Origin of the sequence: Cupriavidus sp. YAF13 (genome assembly GCF_052113425.1) — a bacterium.
Classification (GTDB): domain Bacteria; phylum Pseudomonadota; class Gammaproteobacteria; order Burkholderiales; family Burkholderiaceae; genus Cupriavidus.
The window spans coordinates 117,113-137,799 of sequence record NZ_JBFRDD010000008.1 but is presented as its reverse complement, the minus strand read 5'-3'; the positions used below and the strand labels follow the sequence as shown (position 1 = coordinate 137,799).

The following is a 20,687-nucleotide window of genomic DNA, read 5'->3' as shown; positions in this document are numbered from 1 at the left end:
GAACGTTGTGCAACAAACATCGTTCACCCCACTGCCGTCTATGCCAATTGGATCTTGTTGCTGAGAGGTCATTAGCGGATCGATACCAGTCGAAGGACGCTTGCTGGACGGCGGTGGCGACCGAACAGCGTCGCAGTAGAGCGTCACGCGGTGACGCTCAAAGTGCTGGATGATCTGACCGAAAGAGGACGCAAGCGCGCGGCGTGAGAACCAGCGTGACGATCTGGGAAGTCCGTTGCCGGCCGCGAGGCGGACGTTCGGACTGGATAAGCGAGAGTCCGAAAATGGCCGGTTTCCGTCCTCCGGAGCATAGAGGTTGGCCGATGGCTACATCGGCGGCCTGCGCCAGACAGCACGCTTAGCGAATTCCGATCTGGCCGAGCACGAGTGCTTTCAAAGCATCGATGTCGTCTGGGAGAGAAGCGTTTCCGGATGTCATGCGCCTAGTTTATGCGCACGGACAGTGTGATTCCCGCGCTGTCACAGACGTTTACAAAGCACTGCGCGGGCGGGCGGCATCAATCGGCTGACGCCAGTCGAATCCTTCTAAGAGTAGGCCGAGTTGAGCGCTTGTGAGCGCGGCGATGCCGCCGTCGGCTTGTGGCCAGGCGAAGCGGCCATGCTCCAGTCGTTTCGCGAACAGACACAGGCCGCCGTCTCGCCAATAGAGGCATTTTAGCAAGTCGCCACGCCGGCCCCTGAAGACAAACACGTGTCCCGAGAAGGGATACTTGTGAAGGATCGTTTGCACCTTTGCTGCAAGTCCGTCGAAGCCGCACCGCATGTCTGTGAACCCGGCTGCGATCCAGATACGCGTGCTTGGTGGAGGACCGATCAACGACTCAGACATTGCATGACAGTCCGAAGCGCGTCGGCGTCGACGCTACCCTGAACGCTCACCGTGCCGCGCGCCAGTTCGATGCGAATGACACCGCCAAAGCGAGCGTCGGCCACAGCATTGCTCGGCGGACTAGTCAATTCTGAAGCGGCCGGATCCGTAACGACTACCGGTACCAGCGTGGTCAGTTCCGCCGAACCAGGTATGAGACGGCCTTCCCGTAGCAACTTGCGCCACCCGAAGACGACATTCGCGTTGATCCCGTTCTCACGCGCCACTACCGCAACCGAAGCACCCGAAACGCGAGTCTGTTCGAGTACAGCGAGCTTGAAATCTAACGGGTAGGATCGTCGAGGCGCGCCCTTGCGCATCAAGGGCGCTGGATGATCAGCTTGATGAATTGGAGGGATAGTGTCCATGATCGCCTATCGCGGGCACGATCCAGTCACATGCACATCACGCGAATGGTCGGTCAACTGCGGCGATCGCGTCTACACGGTTGGCGTCGGACGCTTACCGAATGGCTACATCGCATATTGTTGCATCGACCGGTATCCGCAGCCGGGAACGGTCGCTCCCGAGTCGAGGGGCCGATAGCGGCCCGGAACGGTCACCCGGCCAGGTCATCGGAACGACCAGGTATCAGCTATCAGCGGACCTTCGAAAGCTAGACGCGCGTCGAGTCAAACCGCAAACTGAAGTCGCGTCCATGCGAGCAACCCCGTTCGCAATTGCTTCCATTCCGATAGCGCTCAGTGAGCTCACGACTAAGCGGCCGTCTCCGTTCATGAACACATCCCCTCGCGCTTGAGCCATGAACGGAACAGCACGACCAGTAAATCGCCAAACTTCTCATCCGGAACGTAAGTGCAATAGCTGCGCGACGGCAGACGAGGACCGGCGAACGGTGCGACAAGCCGGCCAACGGCGAGATCGTCGGATACCAGCGCAGTCGGCCCCATCGCGATGCCGATTCCGTCGATGGCAGCCTGCAAGGTCAGATAGAAGTGGTCGAAGGTCAAAGTGGCAGCCGGCCTCAGGGCAGGAATCTGTGCGCTCGCCAGCCAGTCAGGCCAAAGCCGCGGAAGACTCGAGGTGTGCAGCAACGTGTGCTGTCGCAAGTCGCCTGGCAATCGAAGCGGCACTCGCTGCAAAAGCGCCGGACTACAGACCGGAAGCCTCTCCTCGGACAGGAAAGACTGCATCGAGTAGCCGTAGAACGTGTCCGGCCCACCCCGGATGATGATGTCATAGTTTTCTTTCAGACTCTCCAACGGCCCGTTTGACGTCTCCACCTTGACCTCCACGTCGGGATGCTCAGCGCGGAATTTCGCCAGCCTCGGCACCAGCCAGCGCAACGTGAATGTCGCGGGCGCGTTCACTGACAGTGTCCGGGAGGCCGTTTCGGGCACACCGTATCTCGCGGTTGCCTGCGAGAGCTGTTCGAACAAGGGGCCGATTTCCTCCAGATAGGCCTTCGCCGCCGGTGTCAGCTTCACGCGCCGGTTGTGCCGTTCAAACAACGATGCGCCAAGCCACTCCTCGAGCAGGCGCACGTGCTGGCTCACCGCTCCGTGAGTCACGTGCAACTCTGCGGCGGCTTCCTTGAAGCTGCCGAGCCGGCCCGCAGCCTCGAAGGCCCGCAAGGCATTGAGGGGGGGCAATACCCGTTTCATTTGCAAGAGTTTTTCTAACGCGATTCGTCAATTTATCTGGTTTGCTGGACCGCTACAAGATAGATATCCTTCTTATTGCACCGCTGATGATATCTCCCGTTCCCCTTCCTGCCAGAAACCCCCATGCTCAGTTATACCGGCGGTGTCGTGCTCTTTGCTGCCATGCTCCACGCGAGCTGGAACGCGATGCTGCACGGCAACCGCGATCGGTTCTTGTCCATGACGTGGATGAGCATCGCCATAGCGATGGTCTCTACGCTCGTCGTCCTGTTCAATCCTTGGCCGGCCAGAGCCTCCTGGCCCTACATCGTCGCATCGGGGATCGTGCACATCTTCTACAACGTGAGCCTTGTGCGGTCGTATCGCCGCAACGACCTGGCGCTGGCATATCCGATCGCGCGCGGCTCATCGCCGCTGCTCATCACACTCGGCGCGGCGCTCTTCGCGCATGAGGCGATCAGCCCCTTCCACGCTCTCGGGATCGCGACGATATCGGGCGGCATCATCGCGATCGCGCTGCAGGGGCATCACGCGTCGCGCGCAGGTGCGCTGGCCGCGCTGACGACCGGCGCGACGATTGCGCTCTACACCGTGATCGACGGCATCGGCGTGAGGTTGTCCAACGGCCAACCGCTCACCTACACAGCGTGGATGTTCCTGTTCTATTGGCTGATGCCGGTGCTGTTCGTCGCGGTGCGTGGGCTCGCGCCGCTATGGACACCGGTACGTGCTGAGCCGCTGTCGGTCGGCTCGTCGCTCATCGGCGCCCTGGTGTCGATCGCGGCGTATGGCATCGTAATCTGGGCGCTGCAGTCGCGCGCGATGGGCGCGGTATCGGCGTTGCGCGAGACCAGCGTGGTGTTCGCGGTGCTGATCGGGCGGGTGTTTCTGCGGGAAGCGGTCAGTGGAACGCGCTGGCTCGCCTGCATGGTCGTCGCGGCCGGAGCGGTTTGTCTTGGACTTTGACATGATCTGAAGCGCATCATTCGTTTCCCGTGCGTCATCACTTGACCGAGTGGGTCGACTGAATGCGGTCAGACTCGAAATTCGGCGAGAATCCGCGGTAAGCGGCCGGACGATCTCATGCGAAGGAGGCTCCATACCCTTTACATCACACTATAGTTAGTGTTGTGTCTGTCTGTGTTGAGGTGGATCGGCCAAAGCCGCCAATGAGCCGCCAGCATTCAGTCGGTCCCAGCCCTAAATTATTTTTCCACCACCACATGAAGGTTCGCTAAATGAATAACGTCCCGCAGGCGCCGCTAATTCTGATAACAGGTGGAGGTCGTGGCATAGGCGCAGCGACTGCGCGGCTTGCTGCCGCACGAGGTTACGATATAGCGATCAGCTTCGTCTCCGACGAGTCTGCCGCCCTTGCGGTGGCGGCTGATGTAGAAGCTGTTGGGCGCCGGGCTCTACCCGTGCGCGCAGATAGCGCGGATCCAGAGCAGGTCGCTCAATTATTCGCCGCGATCGACCGGGAGTTCGGCCGGATCGATGTACTTGTTAACAACGCCGCAGTACTTGCACAGCAATCTCGACTAGAGGATCTCGAATTCGAGCGGATGCGGCGTATCTTCGCGGTCAACTCGATCGGCCCTATCCTCTGTGCACAGCAAGCAGTGAAGCGGATGTCGTATCGTCACAATGGGCGGGGCGGCGCCGTGATCAACATCTCATCGGGAGCGGCCCGGCTCGGCAGTCCAAACGAATATGTCGACTACGCTGCGTCGAAGGGCGCCGTTGAGACTTTCACTATCGGTTTTGCCAAAGAAGTCGCGCGGGATGGGATACGCGTCAACTGCGTTCGCCCTGGGCACATCTACACTGACATGCATGCTAGCGGCGGAGAGCCGGGACGGGTGGATCGCGTCAAAGACTCGATCCCCATGGGAAGAGGCGGTCAACCTGCAGAGGTTGCGCAGGCGATCCTATGGCTAGCAAGCGCCGAGGCTTCCTTCATCACCGGCACGTTCCTCGATGTCACTGGCGGCAAGTGAGCAACAGGGTGCAGCGATGGAGGCGGTGCTCCGCGGGAACGGCATTGGACGTGTCGTCTCCACCAGGCGGCCGAGCATGTGCAGGCCGGAAGTCTGACGATCGTGCTCCCGGCTACTCTCTTGAGCCGCTGCTGGTTCATATGCTGTTCCGCGGTCAGCCTTCGCGGGCTGGCACCGTTCGCGACTTCGCCGACCAAGCCGTGCCGCTCCTGCGAGGCCGTCTCGCGGAGGCTCCCGCGATCATCGAGGACTATCTCGATCGTGAACGGCGGGAGGTCTCCTGAACAACGTTACCGGACTGCGGTGTCGGCGTCCACCATCGCCATGTCGTGCCGTTCGCGCGCGGCCGGCGCGTATGCTGATCACCGCAATCGGCACGCTCGCTTCACTAGCGTTGCCCGGACGTAACCCGCGGCCGAATGGCCGGAAGCCGTGGCATTTCCGCCAGTGGTACACACCGGGCGGATGACCGTTCGTGGCCGGTAAGGGGCGTCGGGAAGCGAGGGGCGGTCGGCCGTAGTCGACACCCTTCTGAGACGTTCGCGCGGTCCCTGTCAAATGTCCGGTTCGCATTAGACATCGGCAGTCCCGCGCAGCATGGCTCCCACAGTTGACGCTCTGGCTCGTACCCACATATCATCCCAAGTTGCGGTGCAGGCCGCTTCCGGGTCCGCGGAAAGGGTTGAACCCACCTGTCATGGCGAATCAGCATGTTTCCCATCCTTTGTGCTGGCAGTGTTGCGGACCCTCGGCCATTGAATGCACGAGGAACTTATGGAAAAACTGCCTGCTCAGGCCAATCTCGATCATTTGAAAAAGCAGGCGAAAGACCTGCTGCGCCTCTATCGCACTGGCGATGCCGGAGCGATCGCACGATTCACCCAGTACCTCCCCGCAGTCGCGAATCGTACCCACACGGAAGTAAAGGTGTCTGCTCTGCACCTGCATGACGCGCAGTCCTGCCTCGCGCGCGAATATGGATTCACCTCGTGGGCGGACCTTAGTGCGTTCGTGGAAGCCAGTACCTTTGCACGTCGCGAACAGGGGGCGTTGATTCGACGCTGGCTGGGACTTGTCTATGGTCCCGATGTGACGGGCACCTACGTTGCTGCGCGGCCGCGCGTTGCGGTGAGGCTCCTGGTGGAGCATCCAGACATGCTCGACGCCGACCCGTACGTTGCTTGTGCCGCAGGGCACCGGAAAGCGGTGTCGCGCGCGATGGCAGCGGATCCTGACTGGATCCATCAGGCCGGTGGTGCGCTGAATCTACTGCCTCTTGTTGCCGTCACTCACTCAAACCTCGCACTGGTGCCCGAGTTTGCGGAGCGGCTGCGTGAATGTGCGCGTGCGCTTCTTGATTCCGGCGCCGACCCGAACCAGCACGTCGCCAATCGGCTTCCTCCCGCCTCTTTGGCGGCGCCCATTGAGACTGAACCGCTGTCGGCGCTCTATGGTGCGGCTGGCGTAGCCCGTGATCCGGTGCTCACTGAGATGCTGTTGAGCGCCGGAGCCGACCCGAACGACGGCGAGTCGCTCTACCACTCGCTCGAAAATCCGGACTGCACGAGATTGCTGTTGCGGCACGGCACTCAGGTGACCGGGACCAATGCGTTGTGGCGCGCGCTCGACATGCCGGATGCGGTTGCGCTCGAGCTGCTGCTTGCGCACGGCGGCGATGCGAACGAGTCGGCCCCCGAGGGCCTGAAAGCCTGGGGCACGCCCCTCTTGCGTGCGATCGCTCTGCGCAGGTCGCCGCGCCACATCGCAGCGCTACTTGCGGCGGGAGCGGACGCGAAGGCTAAAACCGCGGCGGGCGTGAGCGCCTATCGGCTTGCAATGCAGGTCGGCATGCCAGACGTTGCGGCGCAACTGCGTGTAGCCGGCGCCGAGGAAACGCTCACGGTCAGTGAGGACTTTGTATCCGCGTGTGCGCGCGCCGACGCGACAGAAGCACGACGCATTCAGACACAACATCCCGAACTGCCCCGATCTCTACCTGCGGACCAGCTTCGACTGCTCCCGGATGCCGTGGCGTGGGGTTCGAGCGCTGCGGCAAAAGTCATGGTCGAGCTCGGTTGGCCCCTCGACGCGCGCGGAGGAGACTGGGATGCAACCGCGCTCAATCACGCCGTGTTTCGCGGCGACGTCGATTTGACAGCGTTTTTGCTGGATCATGGATCGAACTGGCGCGAGACACATGGCTATGGCTCCGATGTGCTCGGCACGTTGGGATGGGCGTCCGGGAATGAGCCGTCTGGCGGGGGAGCGCCCCGATTGGGTCGGCTGCGCCCGCGCGTTGATGGAGCGTGGCGTTCCGAAGGCAGTGCGCGATCCTGAGCATGAGAATCGCGTGCTGATCGATGGCCGACGCATGAGTTTTTCCGAAGAGGTGACAGAGGTGCTGGTCGAAGGGGTACGCGGGAGCGTTGCAGGGGGTTGAGGGCGCTGTGGCGCGCGCCGCGTTCTCGATACGAGACCCGACGCGCGCCGCCATCCATGTCAGAAGCTGGCGCACACGACTACGTCCGTTGTGCCGGGAAATGCAGACAACCACGTAGAAGCGGTGAACGGCCCTTACTGGCCGATCTCAGCCGCCTGCTTGTGTTGAATCTACCCTGCGCCCGTCCGTCGGACCGCCATGCAAGGGCCTGTTCTTTTGCCGGCCGGGCATACATAAAAATGGAGCCTCGCGGGCTCCATTCGTTCAGCGGGTCAGTACGCCTTACAGCGCGGCGTCCTTCAGTTTCTTCAGCGGGCGGACCTTCACCTTGACGGTGGCGGGCTTTGCTGCGAACCACTGATCTTCGCCGGTGAACGGGTTCTTGCCGAAGCGCTTCTTGGTTGCCGCCACTTGCAGGGCGGTGACCTTGAGCAGGCCAGGGAGCGTAAACTCGCCCGCGCCCTTCTTGTGCACCGCGCTCAGGACGGTGTTTTCCAGGTGGGCCAGCACGGTCTTGACGGTCTTAGCGTCCAGCTCGGTCTGGGCGACCAGGTGGGCCAGCAAGCTCGCCTTGGTGAAGGTTTCCTTCAGCGGTTTCGCTACCGGTGCGGCCGCTGCGGCTTTCTTTGCCGGTGCCGCTGCCTTCTTGGCTGCCGGCTTGGCCGGGGTCTTTACGACAGCTTTCGCTTTGGTTGCCATGGATTCTTCTGTGGTTTGGTTACTCGTTGAAATGTCGCCGTGGAGGCGTTCGAGAGAATAGCAAATTTCATGCGGTGTGTGCGACTGGGTGAAACCAACAATTACAACTGCGCACCGATGGTAGCTCCGATTCGATCGCAGGTGCGCGTGCCGGCCAGCCCAAGCAGTGCGGCCGGCAAGTAGCTGACGCCGGCAGTACGTGTTGCGCAGCACCCGCGGGCTCATGTCTTCGTCTTCGAATTCGTTGGCCAAGAGCGCCGCTCGCACAATCTTGCTAAGGCTTATATCAGTGATCGGCCCGCCGCTGGCCCTCAGTGAGAAAACGAGGTCGCTAGCGACCGGCAGTGTCTGGCGGCGAACRTGCCATTCCGCTAGGATCGGCGCGTCGTTACTATGGCAGTCGCGCTTGACAGCCATGCAGATCTCCCAAGCGGTTCCGGTGGGGCGTTTTTTTATTTTCGAAAGCCTTGTGATCGATTTGCCGTATCTACCTTTTTTGACACTTTCACGTATTATTCACAGCGCAGAACAATACCGATAAAGACGGGGTCATCGTGATCGACACACTCAGCCAGCAGCGTACCAATATGGCCATGGAAAGCTTTGTCGGGGCGGCGCGGACCGCCCTGGGCGACAGCCTGCGTGCCATCGTGCTATATGGCTCCGCCGCCGAAGACGCGGTGCGCGCGCGGTCCGATATCAACGTGCTGGTGGTGCTGCACCGATTCGAGCCCGTGCGGATCGATGCGTTGCGCGATACCCTGCGCGCGCTGCATGCAGCGGTTCGGCTGGATGCGATGTTCCTGCTGGAGGATGAGATCGAGGCGGCGGCGCAGGCCTTCCCCGTCAAATTCTTCGACGTGCTGCGTCGCCATCGGGTGGCGTACGGCGACGATCCTTTCGCAGGTGTCGCGATCGGCCCGGACGTGATCGCCGGCCACCTGAAGCAGTTGCTTCTGAACATGATCCTGCGGTGGCGCAATGCCTATGCCACTCGCGCTGCGCGCGAGGAACAACTCCCGGCCTTGCTGGCGGACGCCACGGGCCCGTTGCGCGCCAGCGCCGCTGCCTTGCTGTCCCTGCGGGGTGAAGCGGTGGCGTCGCCTAAGGCAGCCCTGCAACGGGTCGTGGATGGCTGGAGCAATGCTGCCGCCAGCGCCGCGCTGACGCGCTTCTCTGGCTTGCGGGAAGGCGGGGCCCTGGCGCCGGGAGAAGGAGAAGTCCTCTTGCTCACCGTCATCGACATGGCCGGGCGCATGCGCGCGGAGCTCGGTGCATGACGCTGGCCAATCCGCTGAATCCATTTAGCTGGCCCGGCCAGGCGTTTCTTGCATTCTATGTGGTCTTTGGCCTGATGGTGGCGTTTGGCTTGCGCCGCTGGCTGCGTGCGCCCTGGCGTTACCCGGCGACGGCCCCACTCGGGCCGCTGACCGCGGATCCATATTGCGTGGCTTACCTGCGCGGCGGCGAGGGGGAGGCGAAACGGGCCGTGTTGTTTTCCCTGATCGATCGCGGCTTGCTGGAGATATCCGGCATCAAGCTCTGCACGAAAGGTGCCGTCGAACTCGCCCGGCGTCCACTCGAGCGCGCGGCGCTGACAACCTGCCGAATCCCGCAGCCGACGCGGCAGCTGCTTGAGAACAAGCCGTGGCCGCGCCAGGCCACGGTGGATTACCAGTCGGCGCTGCGCAAGGCTGGACTGCTGACACCGGATGACGACAGCAAGCCCGCGGCCTACTGGTGCGCACTGGCTTTGCTGCTGGGCGTGGCAGGCTTCAAGGTGGTCCACGCGCTGTTGCATGGTCACTATAACGTGTGGCTGCTGATCATTCTCGCGGGCGTCTTCTGGGTGTTCCTAATGCCAGATCCGCAACGTCTCACACCGGCCGGCGAGCGCTTCCTGGCGGACCAGCGTGTGCTGTTCGGCAGCCTGCGTTCGCGTAGGCTCAGGCCTGGCGGCCAGGACCCCGATGCCACCTGGCTGGCGGCGGTGTTTGGCCTCGAGGCGCTGCCGCTGGCCGTTTTCCCATACGTGCGCACGTTGTTTCCCCTCGGGCCGCTGTCTGTCAAGGACGAGAATCAACCGGACAACAGCGGTGGCTGCAGCAGCGCTTGCAGCAGTAGCAGTGACAGTGGTGATAGCGGCGGGGGTAGCGGCTGCGGGGGCTGCGGAGGCGGCGGTGGCGACTGACGGCGCCATGCCGGCGGACCGCGTCGGGCTGGGCTGGCGACCGGAACTGGTGGCTGGCATCCAGCACCATCTTGACCGCATCGACGTGCTGGAGGTGATCGCGGATGGCTGGTTCGACCGTCCGCCCGCACAATGGCGTGCGCTTGCCACTCTGGCGCGCCAGGTGCCGGTGCTGCTTCACGGGGTGGGCATGGGCCTGGCCTCGGCGTGGCCAGTGCAGCCGGTGCGGTTGCAGGCCATGGCGCGGCTGGTGGACAAGGTACGGCCGCTGGGGTGGTCGGAGCACCTGGCATTCGTGCGCGCGGGGGGTATCGAGATCGGCCACCTGGCGGCGCCGCCTCGCACTGCCGCCACGGTTGAAGGTACTTTGCGCAACCTGCGGGAAGCGCGCCGCGTGGTGGGCAGCCTGCCCATGCTCGAGAACATCGCCACGCTGATCGATCCGCCGGTCTCCACGCTGGACGAAAGCGGCTGGCTCGGCGCGATTGCCGAAGCGGCGGACGCCACGCTCTTGCTGGATTTGCACAACCTCCACGCCAACGCGCTCAACTTCGGGCAGGACCCGCTTGCCCGGCTGCGCACGCTGCCGCTGGCCCGTGTGCGCTGCGTGCACCTGGCTGGCGGGCGCTGGATCGGCAATCCGGCGGCGACTGGCCGGCGCTTGCTGGACGATCATCTGCACGATCCGCCGGAGGCAGTCTTTGGCTTGCTGGCCGAACTCGCGGCTCGCGTGCCACACGCGCTGACGGTGGTGGTCGAGCGCGATGGCGCTTATCCACCTATTGCTGAATTGCTGCGGCAGCTCGATCTGGCACGCGCTGCGCTGGCGGCCGGGCGTGCGCGGCGCCGCGTGCCGCAGGGGAGCAATGCGCTGCCAGGGCAAGTGGCCCCGCATGGCGCGGACCTAGAGCGCGGGCGCCGCGTCGAGCGCCTGCTGGCCAGCGTGTACGCCGACGCCGCCGCGCGTGGCGCATTCCTGGTCGACCCGCATGGAACGGCGCTGCGCGCCGGCTGTGCCGAGCAGGACGCGATGGCGCTGGCGTCGCTGGACCGGGACGGTCTGGCGTTCGCGGCCGCCAGCTTCGCGCATAAGCGCGGGGCGGTGGCCTTGCCGATGAATCATTGAGCGGTGACAGCGGGGCGCATTGCTTTTCCCGGCGGGTCACCGATTCCATGGCCTCCGCGACAAGGCCCACTTCACAAAGTAATGGCGGAGTAGGCCATCAACAACAACGGGCGCGCTATTGATTGTGCGGCGGATGCGCGAGCGTCGTCGAAGAGGTTGAGTCGGGGGAGTGGGCCCGTATCGGAAGCACCTGGGTCATGAACGCGCATCCAATCTACCCGGGCGGGGATGAAGTCAAGGTCGGCTCGTCGCAGCCCGTCAGATGTCCCGTCCGGTGCGCTTGGTGTTGCGCGCCCCGACAAGCGAGGCCTCGCTGCGCATTGCCAACTCAGGGATTGGCACTTGCATCATGTTGCGTGCGGCCTCGCGTATCGCGCTGGTGAGGCACTCACGTTTTCCAGCCAGGTCAAGATTTCCATGCTCCCGGATCAAGCGGGTCGCGTTGAAGCGCCAGGCGGGAAGCCGTGCGGTGGCTCCGACCTTGAGTGCCGCGCTGATGCCGACGGTGGCGTGGCACACGTGGTCCATTCCGGGGTCGTCTCAGAATTCGGAAAAAAAGTAGCGCGTTAAGTCTCGCTGCGTGGCGACGTACAAACAATTTTTTGCCATGTAACGTGCAATACAAGATAGCTTGTTATAAGCTATACCGTACTTGAACATAGAGTAAGCAGGCCATGGCCGATCACATCTCAACTCAGCTGAAGAAAGGCGTACTTGACCTCTGCGTCCTCGCCTTGCTCGCCAAGGGTGATAGCTACGCCTATGACCTTGCGCGGAATCTTGCGCAGGCAGTCGACATGGGCGAAGGAACGATCTACCCGCTAATGCGCAGGCTTCAGACCGACGGGTTGGTCAAAACCTACCAGCAGGAGTCGGCTAGCGGGCCTTCGCGAAAATACTACTGCCTTACGGAAGCAGGTTTGTCGTCTCTACTTTCTCAGAAACAGGAGTGGCAGCACTTCATTGCCTCAGTCAATTCCATCCTCGGAGTCACCAATGAATAAGGAAGAGTTCTTGCGGAAAATCCGCAGCACCTTGCAAGGCCTTACGCCAGCTGAGATCGACGAAATCCTTGCCGACTATCGCAACCATTTCGACGAATCCGCTGCGAATAGCCGCAGTGAGGAGGCCACGGCGGCAGCGCTGGGCGATCCCGTATGGCTGGGGCAAGAGCACGTTGCCGATCTGCGCCACGAGGAAGGTGGATTACTGGGTGCAGCAAAGCGCCTCTTGGCGGATGTAGGACAGCGCCGACAAAGCGGCGACGAGACGACCGAGCGTGAACTCACATGGGTTCCAAGTTCGCGCATGGCCATCAGCCTGCCCGTTGACGTGTGCTGGCGGCCGGCCGAAAAGGTGCGAGCGGTATTGCATGGCCCCGCGTGGCTGATCGAACATGTGCGCCTTGACAGCCAAGAATTGCGCGGTCGCTTCAAGTGGCGCTTGTTCCACAACAACCACCTTCGTCTCGATTTAGAAGGCCCAGCAATCGAAACGTGGTCAGTTTTTGGCAGCGCCGACTTACGTCTGCTCAATTTATCTCAACCCTCACTGTGCCTGGAGCTCGACGGTAGCGGAGACATCAAGGCCGCAGGACGTGTACAACATGTGACTGCGAGCACCATGGGTTCAGGCGACATCGACCTCAGTCTGCTTGAGCACCCGCGTGCAACAGCTAAGGTCATCGGCTCAGGAGACGTAACGCTTGGGCCGAGTGAGGAAGCAAACCTGTCGGTCGAAGGTAGTGGCGATATCACCCTGTTGAGCAGCCCACCGAATATCAGAACCAATATCTCGGGTAGTGGTGATATCCGAATGCCGGATGGCATTCGTTTGTCAAAATGAGCTTTGAGCAGCAGCGCTACCGGGCCAGTGGCCTCAACCTGGACGACGGTCTGGATGATCTTGCAGCGATCATCGGCGGTTGACGACCCCAAGGGCCCATAGTCGGGCAGCGCACGCATGCGTCGGGGAGGATCGTGGCACACTTGGTCGTTCTACGCTCGCTCGTCGTATCGCAACTGGAATACACCGCAGACTCGTTATCCGTTGGTTGGCATTCGCCTAGTACGCGAAGTCGACGCAAACGAACACTAGATGCCAAGCCTAGCGGGATCATGAATGCTCGTTTCCTGTGAAATCGCCATGCGACAGTTCGATGGGGGTGCCGTGAGGCGTGCGATGCGCGGCGTGGTGCCAGGCTTCGTGGTAGCGCGCCTGCGTCTCTACGCTCGCGACGCCTTTGCTTGCCATCAGGTGCTCTAGCGTGGCGAGCCAGTGCAGGTAGTAGGTCTCGCCGGTATCTGGATCGCCGGCAAGCTGCGCGCGCCTGATCTCTTCTGCAAGCGTTGCTGCCCATTCGCGCCACGTGTAGAGGCCCTGCTGGTGCAAGACCAGGGCCAGAGCAAAAGCCTGTGCCTCCCACGGCTCGCGGAACACCGGGCCTTCCTGGTCACGGGGAACGCCCGGTACGGCCTCGGCGGCATCACGCGCTGCGGCTGGATCGACCTTCATCTCACGCCAATTCGAGGTAGGGCTCGAATGCCTCGATCGAAACGGTGAGCGTGGCGTCGGTGTCCGCTCCCCAGAGTTCGCGGCCTTCGAAGACGACTGTGTAGAGCCACTGCGGGTCTTCACCCGCGCCTGTCACGACGGAGTCCGGAAAGACATGGCAACCCCGGATCGCCTCGATCGTTCCTTCGCGGCCGCGTGCGTATCGTGGCAAGCGCGTGTGCGTGGGCGGGTTGATGTTCTTCGTGCGCACTCGCTCGCCCGGTTTGAACCTGGCCGGCTTCTTGGGCAGGCGAGCGAAAGAGCCTCGAGTGAATGCGTGTTCGATGTCGTTTGTCGTCATGACCCGTTCGACGGGCTTGCCCGGATGCAGGGCATGTCCTGCGGCGATTTCATCGGCGCCGATCAGCCCTCGTTCGAGGGCGTTGCGCTCGATTCCCAATGCCCATCTTTCGTAGTAGGACACTGAGAGGTACACCTCGGCAGGCAGTCGCTCTTGCGCGTCGCGAGACATGTCGATGTTCCAGGCGCGCGTGAAACGCATGGCTCGCTGCATCGCCAGCACGCGCTCCTCCCACTGCGCGTGGAATGGGGGTTCGTCAGCCTCGGGATGGACCGCGCCGAATCCGTGCATGCCCCCCATGTCATGAACTCCGTTCATGGCGATATCTCCTCGGGACGCCGGGGCAAGCCGGTGCCGATCATGCTGTCACGGGTGACGAGCCGCGCAAGGCGCTCCTCGGGCCAGCCTTCGGTGCCGGCGGGGCGGGGTGGCACCACAAGGAAGCGGGTTTCCGCGGTCGAGTCCCAGACTCGGATCTGCGCGTCTTCTGGCAGGACGACACCGAAGTCGGCCAGCACGCCGCGCGGATCTGACACGGCACGCGAGCGATAAGCGGCCGACTTGTACCAGACCGGTGGCAGCCCGAGCACGTCCCATGGGTAGCACGAGCACAGCGTGCAGACGACCATGTTGTGATGCCCGGGCGTGTTCTCCACCGCGATCAGATGATCGCCCACATGACTGACGACTCCGAGCGCAGCGATCGCCTTTGTCGCGTCTGTCAGAAGCGCCGCCTTGAACTCAGGATCAACCCACGCCCGGGCGATTACTCTAGCCCCGATGTGATGGCCGATCTTGGTCTGATATCGCTCGACGATAAGGTCGAGGACGGCACGGTCGACGTAACCCTTCTCGGTCAGAATTGTCTCGAGCGCGCGCACCCGCAGTTGGATTGGCGACAGCTCGGAGTGGTTGTGCTCGTCGGGACTCATAGATGTACTCGGACCAGACCGACTATGGCAGTGTAGGCAAATTGGTTCGGGATCGCGAGCCTTGAGCTTCCTTCTCCGACTAAACGGCAACTGGAATGGTGACTAGCGCGCGGAAGGGCGCCGCGCGTAATGGCAGCTTCAGCAGAGCGTGAGCCACTTGAGTGCGCTGCAATGAACCGCGCAGCACTTCAACTGGGCTTCTGAGAGTGGGCATTCGTGGACGGCGCCCTTTGCGACTGCAGATCGGCCATTGCGGTCAACGGCGCTTGTGCGAGCTCAGCGATGTTCTGCGCCGGGATGGCCTTGACGAGAAAACGCCAATCACCACCCAGCGCACAGGGCAGTTCACGGGAGAAGTCAGCCAGATTGACGGCCTTGCGTCGCCCCCCTCGGTGCGAGCCGGTCGTGACGGCGCTACCCTGCTTGCGTTCGATCCGCTGTATTTGCGCGCCCTGATAATCGGATCGGCGGAGGTCGGTGAGATCGTCATGCGCGCGCTGATCTTGCGCCGTGTCAGGCTGATCGAACACGGCGGCTCGGGCACGATCCTGATTGGCGCGCCAGATGATGCGCATCTTCTGCGCCTCCAAGGCTTCCTGACCCGCAGCGGCTATCCCAACCACGGCATGGATCCCAAAGTCGATGGTGGGGGTCGCTGCTTCATTGAGCGGATGGCGCTTCTCCCCAGTGACCTGCCGCTGGTGGTCTGCCCTAGCGGCAACATCCCACGGTTCGTCTGACGGCGCGCTAATCGGGTCTGTATGAACGCGTAGGGTCTAGCAGAGGCGCGGTCGTATCCCCCACCGTACTCAGGGGGTGTCCGTTTGGCGGGCTTGTATGTTCAAAAGATTTGAATAATTTGTCCGTGAATCGATCACTTTTAGCAAAACTATCACCGCTATAGTTCCGTACATGGCAGCGCAACAGCAAATTTACGCCGCTAAACAACATCAACCAAATTGAATCAACTCGAATAGAGAGAACGCCATGTCCAACGCCAAGCTCGAAGTCCTGACCCCGTACAACAGCCAGATCATCTTCATCGACCATCAGCCCCAGATGGCCTTCGGCGTGCAGTCGATGGACCGCCAGACCATGAAGAACAACGTGGTCGGCCTGGCCAAGGCGGCCAAGATCTTCGACATCCCGACCACCATCACCACGGTCGAGTCTGACTCGTTCTCGGGCTATACCTACCCCGAACTGCTCGACGTGTTCCCGGGCAAGCAGACGCTCGAACGCACCTCGATGAACTCTTGGGACGATCAGAAGGTGCGCGACGCACTGGCCGCCAATGGCCGCAAGAAGGTGATCGTCGCCGGCCTGTGGACCGAGGTCTGCAACACCACGTTCGCGCTGTGCGCGATGCTCGAAGGCGACTACGAGATCTACATGGTGGCCGACGCCTCGGGCGGCACTACCAAGGAAGCGCACGACTACGCGATGCAGCGCATGGTGCAGGCCGGCGTGGTGCCGGTGACCTGGCAGCAGGTGCTGCTTGAATGGCAGCGCGACTGGAAGAACCGTGACACGTACGACGCGGTAATGAAGGTGGCCAAGGAACACTCGGGTGCTTACGGCATGGGCGTGGACTACGCCTACACGATGGTCCACAAGGCCGAGCAGCGCACCGCCACGAAGCACGAGTCGCTGGCGCCGGTCCATGCACAGGTGATCGAGCGCTAATACTGCATGCGCGGGCTGGACGTTCCAAGGGACGTCCAGTCATTTCAGAGACCGGGCCAACCAGCCGCTGGCATTTGGTGGATGTATAAGACATGACAGCCATCAGCAATTCGCAGCCCCAGGACAACTCAGCCATCAGCTTGTGGGCGCAATGCCGCACGGCAGTGCTGCTCACCATCGTTGGGGGGGCCATCGACACCATAGGCTTCATCGCTTTGCTCGGCTTTTTCACGGCCCATGTGACCGGTAACCTGGTACTGGCCGGCGCGGCCTTCGTGAAGGGAGGGGCGGGCCTGTGGATCAAACTCGGGGCCATTCCGCTATTCATCGCCACGGTCATGTTTGCCAAAATGTGGATAGACCGCTGCAAGCAGTCCCACAAGACACTGGGCTGGCTGTTCGTGGCGGAGGCCGTGTTCCTGTCGGGCTTCATGCTGGTGGGCCTGTACTTCGATTCGTTCCGCGACCCCGATGCAGGCGCACTAGCGCTGACTGGCGGTCTGGGCCTAATGGCCTTGGCAATCCGCAATACGGCGAGCAAGACGTTGATCAAACACATCAGCCCCAGCACCATGATGACTGGCAATACCACTCAGTTCGGTATCGATCTGTACAGTTTCGTATGCACGCTCAGCCGCGAGCATGGGGTGGCCTTGCTGAAAAGTGGGAGCATCGTTGCTGGTTTTGTCCTGGGCGCGTTTCTTGGGGCAGTGCTTTACATGCGTGTTGGATTCTGGAGTGTGCTGCCCTTCACGCTGGTAATTTTATATCTGGCCAGTCTTTCCTTTCGTAAACAATTCATCTGAGGGAGGCCATGACCATAAACAAAAGCCGGCTGGAATCTTTCAGTGATGGTGTMATTTCTGTGAGCCTGACCCTGATGCTCTATCAAATTCAGCTTCCTGCCGAATTCAACTGGAATGGAGTGAGAGCGGAGGCCCATCATTTCTTCGGGTATGTGCTCAGCTTTATTTATGTCGGAATTTACTGGAATAATCATCATCACTTGTTCAAAATGGTGAGCGGCATTAATGGAATGGTTATGTGGGCCAATCTCAATCTGTTGTTTTGGTTGACGATGATACCAATAACCACCACTTGGACTGGAAAATCAGACTTCTCGGAAGTACCAACTGCGTTGTATGCCTTTGTGTTGTTCATGTGTGCCATATCCTATTGGTTATTGCAGCGTGTCATCATGGCATTGGAGGGAAAGGGCTCCTCGCTCGCGGGTGCGATTGGAAAAGATCTGAAGGGGAGATTATCTCTCGTTGTGTACGCGCTGGCGATCGTGGTAAGTTTTTACAGTAGTGTTGCAGCAATATTTATTTTGGTTGCAATGGCTATATTTTGGTTTTTCCCGGATTCGAGAATCGAAAGGTATCTCTTGAGGCAAGATGGAAAGAAGCCATAACCTAGCGTTTCGTAATCGTTCCCGGTCCTTTCCCCCGGATCTCTTCTAAGGAAGTGCTGATTAAATCAGTGCGCAAGTCATCGAGGCATTGGGTGAGTGCGTTGTCATCAGCGTGTTCATAGTTCAGGTCCGGTGATGAAGCGACAGATCAGTTTTGCGGAAGCGGAAAGCCACGTGACTGGCCCTCGGCGGCTCTCGTGCGTAGCAACTCGCTGACTTCCGCCTGACCACTGCCGGCGAGCAACTGGCCGCGGCAGTAAGTGTTGCGTGGCACCCGCGGATGCATCTCTTGGTCGGGTTGTCTCCGCGCCCCCCCGTGGTCACCAAATGTTGACACTGGATCGAGCAGATGTGGTTAGCGCCGCACCCTGGCGCACCGACACTCTCCCCCACGACGTCGTTGCCCCAAACCCCAACACATCTACGACTTGGGCTCACGCGTGGCGACTATCGCTATTGGGTAATGCCAGACGTCCCTGGTGTCTACGTGGACACGCTTTGGCTCACCGATCCGGCACTTCCGTACGCTGACCGGCAGGGTCGATAGGCCGCCGGCGCAGACCGGAGGCCCTTCGCCGCACGCTCGATCATCCAGCACCGGGCCATGTTTGCGCACTTCCGGCGTCATCTGCCAATCAGCTTGATCGTGTCCACCTCCGGTGCGGACCATATCGGTCCGGCAGTTTCAGGTAGCGCATGCGGGTGGCGAGGGCACGGTTGCCAAATCTAGCAAATTTGGTGTCTTATATGAATTAAGCCACCAAATTTAAGCGACTCGGGAGGGGTAATACGACACCTGAAACCGGATAGTTTCGCGTTTTCAGACAACCTCGACCAACTCCGGACATTGGTGACCAAGTCCCAAAGCAGCTAGACGATCGCATTGAAATTTCATTGTCTGTTCCAAATCCGCTGCGAACTTGGTCGCGCACCTCATCCCCCAGCGCGCCGGTGTGCAACTGGGTGCTCTCGCCGGCGCAACAGGTTCGCTGCTGTCAGGCATCCCAACGCCTTGGGTTGGACTACGCTAAAAGCGCATCGGAGCGTTTCGCATCAGCAATTTGCAACTCAAGGAGCCAATATGATTGATGCGCGTACCGGTAGAACTCTTACTACTGACCGTCCAGAAGCTGTAGAACGGTATCAGCTCGCTGTTGATCGCATCCTCGGTTCTGAGGCGGGCGCCGCGGAAGCCCTCGATCAGGCTTTGGCGCTGGACGGCAATCTCGCCCTGGCCCTGGCTGCGCGCCATATGCTTGCTAAAGATTCGAAGGCTGCGGACGCCGATCTCTTCAAAGAGCGTGCGCTACTGGCAGCACGAGCTGCGCTGCCCTGGGAGCGTGCGCATATCTCCGCGCTCTTTGGCCTGCTTGAAGACCCTTACACCAACCTTGCAGCTACTGAGGCCTACATCGCTGCCAATCCCAGTGACCTGCTAGTCATCTCGCAACTTTGCGGTTATCTGATCTTCTATGGCGGTGCGCGCAAGCATGAGCGCGTTCTCAATATCATGGAATCGGTCGATCCCAGTTTGCGTGATGATTGGGCTTGGCTCGCACGCCTGGGGTTCGCAGCCAGTGAGGCCGGTGATCAGAACCGTGGTCGTGCACTTGTCGAACGCGCACTGCAGCAGCGCCCACAGGCTCTCTACGTTATCCATAGCTATGCGCATGTGCTACACGACCAGGGTGAACCTGGAGAGTCATTGGAATTGCTGGGTATCTGGCTAAATGAGCACCGCTCGTCAGCGGAGGGCGGCGCTATGTATGGTCATGTGCAGTGGCACCTGGCACTGGCAGAGTGGCAGTTGGGGTTAACCGAGCAGGCATGGCAGCGCTATGAGCGTTACTGTGCACCAGAGACCACTCGCTGTGGTCCGGTGTTGACTCTGGCCGATTGCGGCGGTTTTTTGTTGCGTGAATACCTGCGCACAGGAGCTACGCGTCCGATTTCAGCCGCGGTTTCCGCCCTGTCCGAGCGCTTCAACTCTATGCTGTCGCATCCGTTTATAGCGCTGCATCTTGCTGGAATTCAGGCATCGGCGGGCGATATTGCTGCGCTTGAGCAAAGCAAGGCGGTTATCACGGCCAAGGAACCCAGCGACCAGACGCAGCTCTCGCTCAGGCTGGTTGATGCTGTCAGTCAGTTTGCTAGAGGGCAGTACGCTGAGGCAGCCGATACATTGAAACTGATATCTGCAGATCAACGCGTTGGCGTCGGTGGAAGTCGTGTTGAGCGCATACTAATCGATTTGCTTGAAACAAGAGCAGTTGAGCTCGCCGCCTAGCGGATACGCTTCGGCGGACATCAAGTCGGCAGGGTAGAGCTGGAGGAACGATCGCGTTTCATCCGCCCTTGCGCCGGACAGCCAATTCACGTCAAGCCACCTTCTAAAGCCCGACGCCTTACAAGGCTTGCAGGTGCCTACGTGCCGCCGATGCCGACTTTGCCGCGCCCGACCTTTCGATGCGGCACACAGGGGCGCAGCCTCTTCCTGGAGCCAGCCGTCAACGTGACGTGCTCCGCAGGGTAGCGGGTCGTCCTGTGCAGCGCGGCCTGATAGGCGGAATGGCCCGGATCGATGCGTTTGATAGCTGACATGACTGACACCTCCTCAGAGGATTCTAGCCCGAAACGGCACGGCGCTTATGCCGCCCCGTCGCTAGCAGTCCATGGGCGCTGATCTCGGGGCGCTCACCAGTGAGGGGCCCACGACCGCAACATGCCAGACAGGCGCGGCAAACGTCTCCATCAAGGCAATCGAGGACGCGATCAACACGTGGTGCAACCGACAGCCGACCCCGTCAACGGGCGACCGCGTAGCCGCTAAA

Annotated in this window: 21 protein-coding genes and 2 pseudogenes; 14 read left to right on the top strand and 9 right to left on the bottom strand. The window is 61.1% G+C overall.

Annotated elements, in window-relative coordinates; all coding sequences use genetic code 11:
- Positions 1-490 precede the first annotated feature (490 nt).
- From tnpB to gcvA, 3 genes are all read right to left on the bottom strand, one after another.
- Positions 491-850: an IS66 family insertion sequence element accessory protein TnpB gene (gene tnpB / locus AB4061_RS09600; RefSeq protein WP_441633103.1), complete on the bottom strand. Its 360-nt coding sequence runs from the start codon at positions 848-850 to the stop codon at positions 491-493.
- On the bottom strand, positions 835-1,257 hold the full coding sequence (gene tnpA, locus AB4061_RS09595; protein ID WP_441633101.1) for an IS66-like element accessory protein TnpA: 423 nt from the start codon (positions 1,255-1,257) through the stop codon (positions 835-837). Before tnpA ends, tnpB begins: the two co-directional genes overlap by 16 nt.
- A 366-nt stretch (positions 1,258-1,623) precedes the next feature.
- Entirely contained in the window at positions 1,624-2,514 is an 891-nt protein-coding gene (gene gcvA, locus AB4061_RS09590; RefSeq protein WP_441633100.1) for a transcriptional regulator GcvA, read from the bottom strand.
- Between the two features lie 123 nt (positions 2,515-2,637).
- Between gcvA and AB4061_RS09585 the strand changes: the two genes are divergently transcribed.
- The 3 genes and pseudogenes from AB4061_RS09585 to AB4061_RS09575 all read left to right on the top strand — a co-directional run bounded on the left by AB4061_RS09585 (position 2,638) and on the right by AB4061_RS09575 (position 6,954).
- Positions 2,638-3,480, top strand: a complete 843-nt coding sequence (locus AB4061_RS09585; protein WP_441633098.1) for an EamA family transporter — start codon at positions 2,638-2,640, stop codon at positions 3,478-3,480.
- A gap of 272 nt (positions 3,481-3,752) precedes the next feature.
- Entirely contained in the window at positions 3,753-4,514 is a 762-nt protein-coding gene (locus AB4061_RS09580; protein WP_441633096.1) for an SDR family oxidoreductase, read from the top strand.
- A 774-nt stretch (positions 4,515-5,288) separates the two neighbouring features.
- Positions 5,289-6,954: pseudogene (locus AB4061_RS09575) on the top strand (hypothetical protein).
- 282 nt (positions 6,955-7,236) lie between these two features.
- Here the strand turns inward: AB4061_RS09575 and AB4061_RS09570 are convergent.
- Positions 7,237-7,653 carry an HU family DNA-binding protein gene (locus AB4061_RS09570; RefSeq protein WP_441633192.1) on the bottom strand — a complete coding sequence of 139 codons (417 nt, stop codon included), beginning with the start codon at positions 7,651-7,653 and terminating at the stop codon, positions 7,237-7,239.
- A 554-nt stretch (positions 7,654-8,207) separates the two neighbouring features.
- On the opposite strand from AB4061_RS09570, the gene AB4061_RS09565 reads away from it, so the two are divergent.
- The 3 genes from AB4061_RS09565 to AB4061_RS09555 are packed head-to-tail and all read left to right on the top strand — an operon-like array spanning position 8,208 to position 10,970.
- Positions 8,208-8,933 (top strand): hypothetical protein, encoded by a 726-nt coding sequence (locus tag AB4061_RS09565; protein ID WP_441633094.1) that lies wholly within the window; start codon positions 8,208-8,210, stop codon positions 8,931-8,933.
- Positions 8,930-9,844: a TIGR04222 domain-containing membrane protein gene (locus AB4061_RS09560; RefSeq protein ID WP_441633092.1), complete on the top strand. Its 915-nt coding sequence runs from the start codon at positions 8,930-8,932 to the stop codon at positions 9,842-9,844. Before AB4061_RS09565 ends, AB4061_RS09560 begins: the two co-directional genes overlap by 4 nt.
- Complete coding sequence (locus AB4061_RS09555; RefSeq protein ID WP_441633090.1) at positions 9,780-10,970, top strand: DUF692 domain-containing protein; 1,191 nt, start codon at positions 9,780-9,782, stop codon at positions 10,968-10,970. The genes AB4061_RS09560 and AB4061_RS09555 overlap by 65 nt, the downstream gene beginning before the upstream one ends.
- A gap of 258 nt (positions 10,971-11,228) precedes the next feature.
- Here AB4061_RS09555 and AB4061_RS09550 read toward each other — a convergent pair whose 3' ends face one another.
- The gene (locus AB4061_RS09550) at positions 11,229-11,498 is read right to left on the bottom strand and encodes a hypothetical protein (protein WP_441633088.1); all 270 of its coding nucleotides are present in this window, start codon (positions 11,496-11,498) and stop codon (positions 11,229-11,231) included.
- Positions 11,499-11,656: 158 nt separating this feature from the next.
- On the opposite strand from AB4061_RS09550, the gene AB4061_RS09545 reads away from it, so the two are divergent.
- From AB4061_RS09545 to AB4061_RS09535, 3 genes and pseudogenes are all read left to right on the top strand, one after another.
- Positions 11,657-11,974, top strand: a complete 318-nt coding sequence (locus tag AB4061_RS09545; RefSeq protein WP_441633190.1) for a PadR family transcriptional regulator — start codon at positions 11,657-11,659, stop codon at positions 11,972-11,974.
- Positions 11,967-12,815, top strand: a complete 849-nt coding sequence (locus AB4061_RS09540) for a GIN domain-containing protein (RefSeq protein WP_441633086.1) — start codon at positions 11,967-11,969, stop codon at positions 12,813-12,815. Before AB4061_RS09545 ends, AB4061_RS09540 begins: the two co-directional genes overlap by 8 nt.
- Before the next feature lie 78 nt (positions 12,816-12,893).
- A pseudogene (locus tag AB4061_RS09535) lies at positions 12,894-13,067 on the top strand (formylglycine-generating enzyme family protein); the annotation flags it as partial.
- Between the two features lie 18 nt (positions 13,068-13,085).
- On the opposite strand, the gene AB4061_RS09530 reads toward AB4061_RS09535, so the two are convergent.
- Genes AB4061_RS09530 through nthA form a run of 3 tightly spaced genes read right to left on the bottom strand, consistent with a single transcriptional unit; the run spans position 13,086 to position 14,756 of the window.
- Positions 13,086-13,484, bottom strand: coding sequence for a nitrile hydratase accessory protein (locus AB4061_RS09530; protein ID WP_441633084.1), 399 nt, complete (start codon positions 13,482-13,484; stop codon positions 13,086-13,088).
- A 1-nt stretch (position 13,485) separates the two neighbouring features.
- Positions 13,486-14,142, bottom strand: a complete 657-nt coding sequence (nthB, locus tag AB4061_RS09525) for a nitrile hydratase subunit beta (protein ID WP_441633082.1) — start codon at positions 14,140-14,142, stop codon at positions 13,486-13,488.
- Positions 14,139-14,756: a nitrile hydratase subunit alpha gene (gene nthA, locus AB4061_RS09520; RefSeq protein WP_441633080.1), complete on the bottom strand. Its 618-nt coding sequence runs from the start codon at positions 14,754-14,756 to the stop codon at positions 14,139-14,141. The genes nthB and nthA overlap by 4 nt, the downstream gene beginning before the upstream one ends.
- Positions 14,757-14,986: 230 nt before the next feature.
- Here nthA and AB4061_RS09515 point away from each other — a divergent pair, with 230 nt between their 5' ends.
- The 5 genes from AB4061_RS09515 to AB4061_RS09495 all read left to right on the top strand — a co-directional run bounded on the left by AB4061_RS09515 (position 14,987) and on the right by AB4061_RS09495 (position 20,143).
- Positions 14,987-15,496 carry a hypothetical protein gene (locus AB4061_RS09515; protein ID WP_441633078.1) on the top strand — a complete coding sequence of 170 codons (510 nt, stop codon included), beginning with the start codon at positions 14,987-14,989 and terminating at the stop codon, positions 15,494-15,496.
- A gap of 247 nt (positions 15,497-15,743) precedes the next feature.
- Complete coding sequence (locus AB4061_RS09510; RefSeq protein ID WP_441633076.1) at positions 15,744-16,442, top strand: hydrolase; 699 nt, start codon at positions 15,744-15,746, stop codon at positions 16,440-16,442.
- Positions 16,443-16,534: 92 nt separating this feature from the next.
- On the top strand, positions 16,535-17,248 hold the full coding sequence (locus AB4061_RS09505) for a YoaK family protein (protein WP_441633074.1): 714 nt from the start codon (positions 16,535-16,537) through the stop codon (positions 17,246-17,248).
- A gap of 8 nt (positions 17,249-17,256) precedes the next feature.
- Positions 17,257-17,856: a TMEM175 family protein gene (locus AB4061_RS09500; protein WP_441633072.1), complete on the top strand. Its 600-nt coding sequence runs from the start codon at positions 17,257-17,259 to the stop codon at positions 17,854-17,856.
- Between the two features lie 1,081 nt (positions 17,857-18,937).
- Positions 18,938-20,143 (top strand): hypothetical protein, encoded by a 1,206-nt coding sequence (locus tag AB4061_RS09495; protein WP_441633070.1) that lies wholly within the window; start codon positions 18,938-18,940, stop codon positions 20,141-20,143.
- A 137-nt stretch (positions 20,144-20,280) separates the two neighbouring features.
- On the opposite strand, the gene AB4061_RS09490 is transcribed toward AB4061_RS09495, so the two are convergent.
- On the bottom strand, positions 20,281-20,457 hold the full coding sequence (locus tag AB4061_RS09490; protein WP_441633068.1) for a hypothetical protein: 177 nt from the start codon (positions 20,455-20,457) through the stop codon (positions 20,281-20,283).
- Positions 20,458-20,687: the final 230 nt, after the last annotated feature.